Annotated in this window: 10 protein-coding genes; 5 read left to right on the top strand and 5 right to left on the bottom strand. The window is 72.6% G+C overall.

What is annotated here, in order from left to right; genetic code table 11:
* From GTY56_RS09700 to GTY56_RS41095, 4 genes are all read right to left on the bottom strand, one after another.
* Window positions 1–779 (bottom strand): biotin/lipoyl-containing protein (locus tag GTY56_RS09700; RefSeq protein WP_346345448.1); only part of this gene is annotated, 779 nt, incomplete at its 3' end.
* A 63-nt stretch (window positions 780–842) separates the two neighbouring features.
* Window positions 843–2231 (bottom strand): dihydrolipoyl dehydrogenase, encoded by a 1389-nt coding sequence (lpdA, locus tag GTY56_RS09705; protein WP_033312603.1) that lies wholly within the window; start codon window positions 2229–2231, stop codon window positions 843–845.
* Window positions 2232–2521: 290 nt separating this feature from the next.
* A complete protein-coding gene (locus tag GTY56_RS09710) occupies window positions 2522–4048 on the bottom strand; it encodes a leucyl aminopeptidase (RefSeq protein ID WP_161364469.1) in 1527 nt (508 codons plus the stop codon).
* A 165-nt stretch (window positions 4049–4213) separates the two neighbouring features.
* Complete coding sequence (locus GTY56_RS41095; RefSeq protein ID WP_272923352.1) at window positions 4214–4339, bottom strand: hypothetical protein; 126 nt, start codon at window positions 4337–4339, stop codon at window positions 4214–4216.
* Window positions 4340–4395: 56 nt separating this feature from the next.
* Between GTY56_RS41095 and GTY56_RS09715 the strand changes: the two genes are divergently transcribed.
* From GTY56_RS09715 to GTY56_RS09735, 5 genes are all read left to right on the top strand, one after another.
* Entirely contained in the window at window positions 4396–6438 is a 2043-nt protein-coding gene (locus tag GTY56_RS09715; RefSeq protein WP_524540090.1) for a hypothetical protein, read from the top strand.
* A 99-nt stretch (window positions 6439–6537) separates the two neighbouring features.
* Window positions 6538–8061 (top strand): GT4 family glycosyltransferase PelF, encoded by a 1524-nt coding sequence (gene pelF / locus GTY56_RS09720; RefSeq protein ID WP_161364472.1) that lies wholly within the window; start codon window positions 6538–6540, stop codon window positions 8059–8061.
* The gene (locus tag GTY56_RS09725; RefSeq protein WP_161364474.1) at window positions 8058–9566 is read left to right on the top strand and encodes a hypothetical protein; all 1509 of its coding nucleotides are present in this window, start codon (window positions 8058–8060) and stop codon (window positions 9564–9566) included. The genes pelF and GTY56_RS09725 overlap by 4 nt, the downstream gene beginning before the upstream one ends.
* Window positions 9563–10222, top strand: coding sequence for a spherulation-specific family 4 protein (locus tag GTY56_RS09730; RefSeq protein WP_161364476.1), 660 nt, complete (start codon window positions 9563–9565; stop codon window positions 10220–10222). The genes GTY56_RS09725 and GTY56_RS09730 overlap by 4 nt, the downstream gene beginning before the upstream one ends.
* Window positions 10219–10998 (top strand): endo alpha-1,4 polygalactosaminidase, encoded by a 780-nt coding sequence (locus tag GTY56_RS09735; RefSeq protein WP_161364478.1) that lies wholly within the window; start codon window positions 10219–10221, stop codon window positions 10996–10998. The genes GTY56_RS09730 and GTY56_RS09735 overlap by 4 nt, the downstream gene beginning before the upstream one ends.
* Window positions 10999–11084: 86 nt before the next feature.
* Here GTY56_RS09735 and GTY56_RS09740 read toward each other — a convergent pair.
* Window positions 11085–11339 (bottom strand): adenosylcobinamide-GDP ribazoletransferase (locus tag GTY56_RS09740; RefSeq protein WP_202509962.1); only part of this gene is annotated, 255 nt, incomplete at its 5' end.

Below are 11339 nucleotides of genomic sequence, written 5' to 3' on the forward strand. Positions count from 1 at the left end.
GCCGGGGCCGGCTCGGGAGCCGGGGTGGCCTGCTGCTGCGGGGCCGGGGCCGACGGGGCCTGCGGGGCCGGGGCGGGCTGCGCCGGAGCCGGGGCGGGCTCGGGCTGCGCCGGGGCGGCCGGGGCCTCCTGCGCGGGGGCGGCGGCCGGAGCGGCCCCCGCCTCGCCGATGACGGCCAGCTTGGCGCCGACCTCGGCGGTCTCGTCCTCGCCGACCACGATCTCCAGCAGCGTGCCGGAGGTGGGGGCGGGGATCTCGGTGTCGACCTTGTCCGTCGACACCTCCAGCAGCGGCTCGTCGGCCTCGACGGTGTCACCGACCGACTTCAGCCAGCGGGTGACGGTGCCCTCGGTGACGGACTCGCCGAGCGCGGGCAGGACGACGTCCGTGCCCTCGGCGGAGCCGCCGCCGGTGGCGGCGTCGGCGGTGGGAGCGGGCGCCGGGGCGGCCTGCTCGGTGGACGGGGCGGCCGGAGCCGGCTCGGGGGCCGGCTCGGCGACCTGCTCGGCCTGCGGGGCCTCGGCGGCAGCGGGCGCGCCGCTGCCGTCGTCGATCAGGGCCAGCTCGGCGCCGACCTCGACCGTCTCGTCCTCGGCGACCTTGATGGAGGCCAGGACACCGGCGGCGGGCGAAGGAATCTCGGTGTCGACCTTGTCGGTCGACACCTCGAGCAGCGGCTCGTCGGCCTCGACGCGCTCGCCCTCGGCCTTCAGCCAGCGGGTGACAGTGCCCTCGGTGACGCTCTCGCCGAGCGCCGGAAGGGTTACGGAAACCGCCATGGTTTCGGTTGCTCCTTACGGAAAGTGCGGAAGTCTGTGTCGTCGCGTGTGTCGACCGAGGGGTCAGTCGTGCGCGTGGAGGGGCTTGCCGGCCAGGGCCAGGTGGGCCTCGCCGAGCGCCTCGCTCTGGGTCGGGTGGGCGTGGATGAGCTGCGCGACCTCGGCGGGCAGCGCCTCCCAGTTGTAGATCAGCTGGGCTTCGCCGACCTGCTCGCCCATGCGGTCGCCGACCATGTGGACGCCGACGACGGCACCGTCCTTGACCTGGACGAGCTTGATCTCGCCCGCGGTGTTCAGGATCTTGCTCCTGCCGTTGCCCGCGAGGTTGTACTTGAGAGCGACGACCTTGTCCGCGCCGTAGATCTCCTTGGCCTTGGCCTCGGTGATACCGACGGAGGCGACCTCCGGGTGGCAGTACGTCACCCGCGGGACACCGTCGTAGTCGATCGGAACGGTCTTCAGACCGGCCAGGCGCTCCGCCACCAGGATGCCCTCGGCGAAGCCGACGTGCGCGAGCTGGAGGGTCGGGACCAGGTCACCGACGGCGGAGATGGTCGGCACGTTCGTGCGCATGTACTCGTCGACCAGAACGTAGCCGCGGTCCATCGCGACGCCCTGCTCCTCGTAGCCCAGGCCCTGGGAGACCGGGCCGCGGCCGATGGCGACCAGCAGGACCTCGGCCTCGAACTCCTTGCCGTCGGCGAGGGTGACCTTGACGCCGTCCTGGGTGTACTCGGCCTTCTGGAAGAAGGTGCCCAGGTTGAACTTGATGCCGCGCTTGCGGAACGCGCGCTCCAGGAGCTTGGAGGAGTTCTCGTCCTCGACCGGGACGAGGTGCTTCAGACCCTCGACGATCGTGACCTCGGTGCCGAAGGACTTCCAGGCGGAGGCGAACTCGACGCCGATGACGCCGCCGCCCAGGATGATCGCGGACTTCGGCACGCGGTCCAGGACGAGGGCGTGGTCGGAGGAGATGATCCGGTTGCCGTCGATGTCGAGGCCGGGCAGCGACTTCGGCACGGAGCCGGTCGCGAGCAGGATGTGGCGGCCCTCGACGCGGCGGCCGTTCACGTCGACGGACGTGGGGGAGGACAGCCGGCCCTCACCCTCGATGTAGGTCACCTTCCGGGAGGCGACGAGCCCCTGCAGGCCCTTGTACAGGCCCGCGATCACGCCGTCCTTGTACTTGTGGACCCCGGCGATGTCGATGCCCTCGAAGGAGGCCTTCACACCGAACTGCTCGCTCTCGCGGGCCTGGTCGGCGATCTCGCCCGCGTGCAGCAGGGCCTTGGTGGGGATGCATCCCCGGTGCAGGCAGGTGCCGCCGACCTTGTCCTTCTCGATCAGGGCGACGTCCAGGCCCAGCTGCGCCCCGCGCAGGGCCGCGGCGTAACCACCGCTGCCACCGCCGAGGATCACTAGGTCGAAAACGGTGCTGGCGTCGTTCGCCACGTCACGTCCTCCATGCATGTGCGCCGTGAGCCGGTCTTCGGTGACCGGCAGGCGGCTGGTGTCCGGCCGCTCGTTCTTCGGCCCTTCGGTGGGGCCCTGTCCTGCCGAGCCCCATCTTCGCACTTGTCGGCACACAAGGAGACGCCGGGCTGCGGTGTGAGACGCCCCACGTTCAGATGAGCCACGCCCGGAAGGGAGGCGAGCCCCGCAGGGGCGCGGGGAACTGCGCGAACAGCCCCCACGCCCCCGCACTCGCCACACAACCGGCGAGATCGAGCCAGGAGGCGAACTCAGCCGAGGTCACCCGCGGCCGTCAGCTCGGCCAGCCGCACCAGCGTCCGCACCGCCGTGCCCGTGCCGCCCTTGGGCGTGTACCCGAACGGCCCGCCCTCGTTGAAGGCCGGCCCGGCGATGTCCAGGTGTGCCCAGGTGATGCCCTCGCCCACGAACTCGCGCAGGAAGAGACCGGCGACCAGGCCGCCCCCCATCCGCTCACCCATGTTCGCGATGTCGGCCGTGGGCGAGTCCATGCCCTTGCGCAGGTGCTCCGGCAGCGGCATCGGCCACGCCGGCTCCCCGACCTCCTCGGCGGCCTCGCACAGCGCGGCGCGGAACGCGTCGTCGTTGCCCATGACCCCGAACGTCCGGTTGCCCAGCGCCAGCACCATCGCCCCGGTCAGCGTCGCCACGTCCACGATCGCGTCCGGCTTCTCCTGCGACGCCGCCCACAGGGCGTCCGCGAGCACCAGCCGGCCCTCGGCGTCGGTGTTGAGCACCTCCACCGTCTTGCCGCTGTACATCCGCAGCACGTCACCCGGACGGGTCGCGGAGCCGGAGGGCATGTTCTCGGCCAGGGCGAGCCAGCCGGTGACGTTGACCTCCAGGCCGAGACGCGCGGCGGCGACGACCGCGGCGAACACCGAGGCCGCGCCGCTCATGTCGCACTTCATCGTCTCGTTGTGACCGGCCGGCTTCAGCGAGATGCCGCCCGAGTCGTAGGTGATGCCCTTGCCGACGAGGGCGAGGTGCTTCTTCGCCTTCGAGGAGGTGTAGGACAGCTTCACCAGGCGCGGTCCCGCCGCCGAGCCGGCCCCGACGCCGAGGATGCCGCCGTAGCCACCCTTGACCAGGGCCTTCTCGTCGAGCACCTGCACCTTGATGCCGTGCTCCTTGGCCGCGGCCTGGGCGATCGCGGCGAACGACTCGGGGTTCAGGTCGTTGGGCGGGGTGTTGACCAGGTCGCGGGCGCGGTTGAGCTCCTCGGACACGGCGACGGCACGTTCGAGCGCGGCCTTGTACGCCCTGTCGCGGGGCTTGCCGCCGAGCAGGGCGACCTCGGCGAGGGGCGCCTTGCCGTTCTTCGCCTTGGGGTCCTTGCCGTTGTCCTTGTAGGCGTCGAAGGAGTACGCGCCGAGCAGCGCACCCTCCCCGATCGCGCCGGCGTCGGCGGCGTCGCCGAGCGGCAGTGCGAAGGCGGCCTTCTTGGAGCCGGCCAGGGCGCGGGCGGCGACACCGGCGGCCTTGCGCAGGGCCTCGGTGCCGTACTCGGCGTCCTTCTCCGGGACCGGGCCCAGACCGACCGCCAGGACGAGCGGTGCCTTGAAGCCGGACGGCGCCGGCAGCTTCGTCACCTCGCCCTCGCCGCCGGAGGCGCCGAGCGTCTCCAGAACGCCGGCCAGCCTGCCGTCGTACGCCTTGTCCACGGCCTCGGCGCCCGGTGCGACGACCGGCCCCTTGGCACCCTTGGCGACACCGATCACGATCGCGTCGGCCCGCAGGCCGGGCGCCGCGGCGGTGCTGAGAGTGAGAGCAGTCACGGTGGTGAAATCTCGCTTCCGATGTGAAGTTGCTGTGGTCGAACGGTGTGGGTCGACCGGGCCCGACAGCCGACCCTATTCCGACCCCAGGGTCCAGGCCTCACGGGGCCTTCCCCCGGTGCGGCGAACACTCGACGACGAGACTACGCGCGTGGCCCCGTTCGCTCATTCCTGCGGGCGTTCACCTGTCGGTGGCGTAGTGGCCATTTCTTGATCCTCCATGTCGGTGAACTGAGTCACACTCGTCCCGATCCGGTGAGCGCCGTGCTCGCCGCTTTGCATGATTTCCACGGATCCTCCTCTGTTCGAATGCAAGAGGATTCCTGGGCTCTTCTGGGGGAGGAACCATGGCGCAGCGTGCGCGCGGGTGGAGAAGAACGGCCGCCGCGATGACGGCGGCAGGCATGATCACGGCGGGGGCGACAGCGCCCGGGGCGGCGGCCGCGGAGGCACCGCGCATCGATCTGAAGGTGCTGGTGGTGGACAACGGCGACAGCCCCGTGCGGGCCGTCACCGCCCAGCTCAGGAGCACGGGCATCCCGTACACGACCGTCGACCTGAACGACTCCGGCCGGCCGAGGATCACGGCCGCGTTCCTGAGCGACACCGTGAACGGCCGGCCCCGCGCCAAGTACCAGGGCGTCGTCCTGCCCAACGAGGCCCCGTTCGGCGCGGACTCCGCCGAGCAGACCGCGCTGGAGACCTACGAACGGACGTACGGCATCCCGCAGGTCGACGCCTACACCTGGGCGCACCCGGGAGTCGGGCTCGACTACACCAGCGAGGGTGGCTGGGCAGGCACTCTTGACGGCCGCGAGGCATCCGTCACCGCGGCCGGGAAGGCCGGCTCGTTCGGCTACCTCGACGGTGCGTTCCGCTTCGAGGACGGCGCTCCGGCCGTGCAGGAGAGCTACGGCTACGCCGCCCGGCCCCGCACCGGGTTCACCAGCTACGTCGACATCCCCGTGCCCGGCGGCACCGGACGCGGCAGCCTCGTCGGCGAGTACGCCCACGACGGCCGCCGCGAACTGGTCGTGACCTTCGCCTACAACAACAACCAGCAGCAGTTCCGGCTGCTGGCCCGCGGCATCGTGGAGTGGCTCACCCAGGGCGTGCACCTGGGGCAGACCCGCAACTCCTTCGCGGTGCACGTCGACGACGTGTTCGCCCCGGACAGCCGCTGGGACACCGAACGCAACTGCACCCCGGGCGACTTCGACTGCGCGGGCGGCGACGGCGAGGGCACCGCGCCGATCCGCATGACCGCGGACGACGCCGCCTACGCCGCCCAGTGGCAGCGCGAGCACGGCTTCACCATGGACATGGTCTTCAACGCCGGCTCCGGCGAGGAGTGGAAGGCCCAGCACGGCGGCACCGACGCCCTCACCACCCGGCTCCTCGCCGACAAGGCGCAGTACCGCTGGGTCAACCACACCTACACGCACCCCTTCCTCGGCTGCGTGCAGGACACCTCCAGCGTGCCGTGGAGCTGCGCGAAGAACGCCGACGGCTCGACGAAGTACATGAGCCGCGCCGAGATCGCCGCCCAGATCCGGGACAACCACAACTGGGCCGTGAACAAGGGCCTGCCCGTCGACCGCACCGAGCTGGTCACCGGGGAGCACTCGGGCCTGAAGACCCTGCCGCAGCAGCCGGACGACAACCCGGGCCTGGCCGGCGCCCTCGCCGACACCGGCGTCAAGTGGATCGCCTCGGACAACTCGCGCGAGCCGGAGCAGCGGAAGGTCGGCAACGCCCTGACCGTCCCGCGCCATCCGATGAACGTGTACTACAACGTGGGTACGGCGGCCGAGATGGCCGACGAGTACAACTGGGTCTACACCTCGCGCCGCGACGGCGGCAGCGGCGTCTGCGAGGACAACCCCACCTCGACGTGTCTCGACGAGCCGCTCGACCCGGCCACGGGGTACGCCGAGCACATCGTCCCGCAGGAGGCCCGCACCGCCCTCGGGCACGCCCTCGCGGGCGACCCCCGGCCGCACTACGCGCACCAGTCCAACCTGGCCGAGGACCGGTTGCTCTACCCGGTCATGGAGAAGGTGCTCGCCGACTACCGGGCCCTGTTCGCCGACAACACCCCGCTGGAGAACCCCCGGCACAGCGCGATCGGCACCGAGGTGCAGCGCCGCGCCGCCTGGCAGACGGCCCTGGTGAACAACCGCGTGACGGCGTACCGCATCGGGAACACGGTCACGGTCACCGCCCCGTCGGGCACTCAGATCCCGGTGACCGCGCCGGAGGGGACGAAGAAGCAACTCGTCCTGGGCACCACGGCGTTCGGCACCCCGTACGCGGGAGCCCGCTCCGCCTGGACGACCCCGGCGGCACTCCAGTCGGCTCTGACCCTGAAACTGCCCCAGAGCCTTTAGGGGCGCGGGGAACTGTGCGACCAGCCCGCACGAGCCCGCACTCGGGATCCGGGCAGCAGTTCCCCGCACACCATCCGCACCACAGGGGGAAAACACCGCATGAGGCGAACAGGCCGTCATGTCACCATGCTCACGGAAGGCACCTACCCGCACGTCCACGGCGGCGTCAGCACCTGGTGCGACCAGCTCGTCAAGGGCATGCCCGAGGTCGACTTCCACATCGTCTCGCTCACCGGCAACGGCCGGGAACCCGTCACCTGGGAACTGCCGCCCAACGTCTGCGCGCACACCTCGGTCCCGACCTGGGGCCCGCGCCCCGGCCGCACCAGACCCCCGTACGGCAGGGCCCGCCGCCGCTTCACCGAGAGTTATGAGCGCTTCCTGCTCTCCTTCCTGGACCCCGGCTCGCACGCCGACTTCGGTGAATCCCTGGACGAGCTGGCCGTACTCGCCCGGGACGGACGGCTGCCGGCGGCGCTGCGCACCGAGTCGGCGCTGCGGTCACTGATGTGGATATGGACGATGCCGCATCTGCCGACGGCCGCCGCCCGCCCCACGGTGCACGACGCGCTGACCGCGACCGACCTGCTGGAACACGCGCTGCGCCCGCTGGGTGTCCGTATCCCCGAGGACTCCGTCGCGCACGCCGTCAGCAGCGGTCTGGCGACCCTGCCCGCGCTCGCCGCCCGTCACCTGGACGGGGTGCCGTTCCTGCTCACCGAGCACGGGATCTACCTGCGCGAGCGCTACCTCGGTTACCGCCGTGACGCCCAGCGCTGGCCCGTGAAGGCCTTCATGCTGGGCTTCTACCGCGAGCTGAACTCCTACGGCTACCGCGCCGCCGATCTGATCACCCCCTGCAACCAGTACAACCGCCGCTGGGAGGAGCGCGGCGGCGCCGACGCCGGCAGGATCCGCACGGTCTACAACGGCGTCGACCCGGCCGCCTTCCCGCACGCGGGCCCCGAGCCCGAGGTCCCGACGCTGTCCTGGTGCGGCCGGATCGACCCCATCAAGGACCTGGAGACCCTGATCCGCGCCTATGCCATGGTGCGTGCCGAGATCCCGGCGGCCCGGCTCCGGCTCTTCGGCCCGGTCCCGCCGGGCGGCGAGGCCTACCGCACCCGGCTGGAGAAGCTCGCCGCCGAACTGGGTGTCGCCGACGGCCTGACCTTCGAGGGCCGTATCACCGAGGTCTGGCGCGCCTACGCGGCAGGGCACCTCGTCATGCTGTCGTCGATCTCCGAGGGCTTCCCGTTCTCCATCATCGAGGCCATGTCCTGCGGCCGTACGACGGTGTCCACGGACGTCGGCGGGGTGCGCGAGGCCGTCGGCGACACGGGTCTGGTCGTCCCGCCGCGCGAGCCGGAGAAGATGGCCGCCGCCGCGCTGACCCTGCTCAACGACGATCAACGGCGTCTCGAACTGGGCGAGTTGTCCCGCCAGCGCGTCATCGACCGCTTCACGCTGCGCCGCTCGGTGGACGCCTTCCGCACGATCTACAAGGAACTCGCGGGCGAGGACGAGGTGTACGAGCCGACCCTGGAGACCGTCGCCGACTGGACCCTGGAACTGCGCGACCCCTGGTACGCGGCCGTCGCGACGGACGGAGCGGGCTGGTGAGCGGAAGCGTCTGGCTGCCCCCGGGCTCCCGCCCGGACACCCTCCCCGGAATCCCCCGGCAGCGCACCCCCAGCTGGGCCCGGCCCGACCCGGTCGACGAACTGGCCGCCCGGCTGGAGGAGTTCATAGCCGCGGCCGTCCACCCGGACGAGATAGCCGCCCTGCTGGAGTCCGACGGCCTCTCCGACGACCGGATACGCGAGCGGTACGGCGTGAGAAACTCCTTCGCGCTCGCCGAGACCCTCTACGAACGCGTCGAGCGCCGCTACCCCGAGCCCGACGGCCCCGCCCCCGACCCCTGGCGGACCGGCCTCCTCGGCTGCCTGCTGCGCGGCGTCGTCTTCGCCCTGCCCGGCCTCGCCTACGTCCTCGGTGCGCCCCTGTTCACCGGCCCGGGCGATCACGGCCTGCCCGCGGGCACGGTCCCGCTGCTGGCCGGAGCCCTGTGCGGCTGGACCTGGAACCAGGGCCTCGCCCACCGGGTCTACGCGTGGCTGGGTCTCGGCGACCGGCCCGCCGCCCGGCGCGCCCTGCTGCTCGGCGCCCCGGCGGGCGCGCTGCTCGGCTCCCTGGTCGCCGTGTCGTTCGCGGGCGGCGCCGCCCCGGCGGTGGTCGCCTTCGCCGCCGGGCAGTCCTGCTACCTGGCCGCGGCGACCGTCCTGCTGGTGATGGGCCGTGAGCGGCTCCTGCTGCTCGCCCTCGCGCCGATGGCGACGGGCGCGGTCTGGTCACTCGCCGAACCACTGCCCGAGACCGCGGGCCCTGCCCTGCTGCTGGGCTCGCTGGCGGCGGTCGCCGCGCTCGCGCTGCGCGAGGTGGCGCCCGTCCTCAAGGACGAGCAGGGCTGGACGGCAGGCCTCGTCGCCCTGCTCCCGTTCGGCGCGTTCGGCACCCTGCCGGCCCACCGCCGCCCCGCCGCACCCCGGCTCACGGGCTCCCTGCCGTACGCCCTGTTCGGGCTCGCCACCGGTGTGCTCGTGCTGTACGCGGCGCTCGGCGACGTCCTGGCCGGCGAGTCGGCCGGTGCGGTCGCCGCGCCCGCCGCCGTGGCGCTCACCCTCAGCATGGGGCCCGCCGAGTGGCTCCTGTACCGCTTCCGCAGCGGCAGCCTGGCCGGCCTGCGTTCCAGCAGCACCGCCCGCGAGTTCAGGCGGACCACGGCCTTGACGGTCGTGCGGTGCCTGGCCGCCTACCTCGCCGTGCTGCTCGCGCTGAGCCTCGCCGCCTCCGCCCTGTGGCCGCACGCCCCGCTGCCGGGCGGTGTCCGGCCCGCCGGGCTGCTCCTGCTGGGCGTGGTCCTGTGGACGGGCCTGCTGCTCCAGTCGTTCGGCGCGGTGACCGGCGCCACGGCGGTGTGCAGCGCCGCGGCCCTGGTGCAGACCCTGCTCCTCGTCACCCGTACCGGCGACCCGCACGTGGCGGGAGCGGTCGTGTACGGCACGGCGGCCGCCGTCCAGGCGGCCCTGGTGTGCCATTTGCTGGGGAGGGCAACCGCCCACCGATGAGCACTCTCCTGGTCCCGTACTACGAGCACCCGTCCGTCCGCCCCGCCGAGTGGGACGCGATCGTCGCGGCGGCGCCCCGCCTGTACGGGGTCGTCCTCAATCCGGCCAGCGGCCCCGGTGACCGCCCCGACCCGGCCTTCGCCGAGGTCGCCGCCCGGCTGCGCGCCGCGGGAGTGCGGGTCCTCGGGTACGCCGACACCGACTACGGCCGCCGCGCCGCCACCGACGTCGTCCGTGACCTCACCCGGCACCGCGACTGGTACCGCACCGACGGCGCCTTCCTCGACCAGGTGCCGTCCGGGCCCGGGGAGTTCGAGCACTACCAGAAGCTGGCGGTCGCGGCCTGGGGCGTCGGCTGCGCCACCCTCGTCCTCAACCACGGCACGGCGCCGCACCCCTGCTACGCCCGCATCGCCGACGTCCTCGTCACCTTCGAGGGCCCCTGGGCCGCGTACCGCGCGCTGCCCCCGCAACCCCGGCCCGGCGGCCCGGACGTACGGTTGTGCCACCTCGTCCACGGCGTGCCGCCCGGCGCCGACCCGGAGGGCCTGGCCCGGGCGCGGGGTGCGGCGGTGCACTGCGCGGTGCCCGGCACCGGAGATCATCCTTGGGGCACGCTCCCCTACCCCTTGCACAAGCCGGAGATCACCTCGTGAGACGCCCGTCCCTGCTCGTCGCCCTGCTGGTCCTCCTGCTCACGGGCTGCGCCCAGGAGCATGACGACAAGCCCGGCCCCCGCTGGCAGCCCCGCCCCGGCACCGCCTGGCAGTGGCAGCTCAGCGGACGCCTGGACACCTCCGTCGACGTGCCGGTCTACGACATCGACGGCTTCGACCACTCCGGGGACACGGTCGCGCGGCTGCACCGCGAGGACCGCAAGGTCATCTGCTACCTCTCCACCGGCGCCTGGGAGGAGTTCCGCCCGGACGCCGGGAAGTTCCCGAAGGCCGTGCTCGGGCGCGGCAACGGCTGGAAGGGCGAGCGCTGGCTCGACATCCGCCGCACCGACGTACTGGAACCGCTCATGGCGGCCCGTATCGACATGTGCCGTGACAAGGGCTTCGACGCGGTGGAGCCGGACAACATGGACGGCTACCGCAACGACACCGGCTTCCCGCTCACGGCCGCCGACCAGCTCCGCTACAACCGCCTCATCGCCCGCCTGGCCCACGACCGGGGCCTGGCCGTCGGTCTGAAGAACGACCTGGACCAGATCCCGGAACTGGTCGGGGACTTCGACTTCGCGGTCAACGAACAGTGCGCCCAGTACCGCGAGTGCGCGGCCCTCAAGCCGTTCGTCGAGGCCGGCAAGGCCGTCTTCCACGTCGAGTACGAGGTGCCCACCGGCCGCTTCTGCGCCGACTCCCGGCGCCTGAAGCTCAGTTCGCTGCTCAAGAAGTACGAACTGGGGGCGTGGCGACGGGCCTGCTGAACCCGGTGCCGGTGACCGCCGTGTCCGCGACCCGGTCGGCGAGGGGCCGGCGGCCGGGGGAGAGGACTGGGGACGGGAAGATCGTTTCAGCCCAGTGACAGGACGACGAGCGCCGTGGTCGCGGCCGTCTCCGCCAGACCGCCGAAGACATCCCCCGTGACCCCGCCGAAGCGGCGCGTGCAGTGGCGCAGCAGCGCCTCGGCGGCGGCCAGGGCGAGGACGACCGCGAGCACGGCGTGGACCGGTCCGTACGGCCCGAAGAGGGCACCGGCCGTCGCCACGGCCCCCGCGACGGCGACGGCGGCGAGCACCGCCCCCCGCAGCGGCACCACCCCCGCGAC

This window comes from Streptomyces sp. SID5643 (genome assembly GCF_009872555.1).
Lineage (GTDB): Bacteria > Actinomycetota > Actinomycetes > Streptomycetales > Streptomycetaceae > Streptomyces > Streptomyces iakyrus.

What these genes read in the sequence shown, in the direction of transcription:
- GTY56_RS09715 (WP_524540090.1), top strand. Translation starts at nt 4,396, where the DNA reads ATGGCGCAGCGTGCGCGCGGGTGGAGAAGAACGGCCGCCGCGATGACG.
- pelF (WP_161364472.1), top strand. Translation starts at nt 6,538, where the DNA reads ATGAGGCGAACAGGCCGTCATGTCACCATGCTCACGGAAGGCACCTAC.
- GTY56_RS09730 (WP_161364476.1), top strand. Translation starts at nt 9,563, where the DNA reads ATGAGCACTCTCCTGGTCCCGTACTACGAGCACCCGTCCGTCCGCCCC.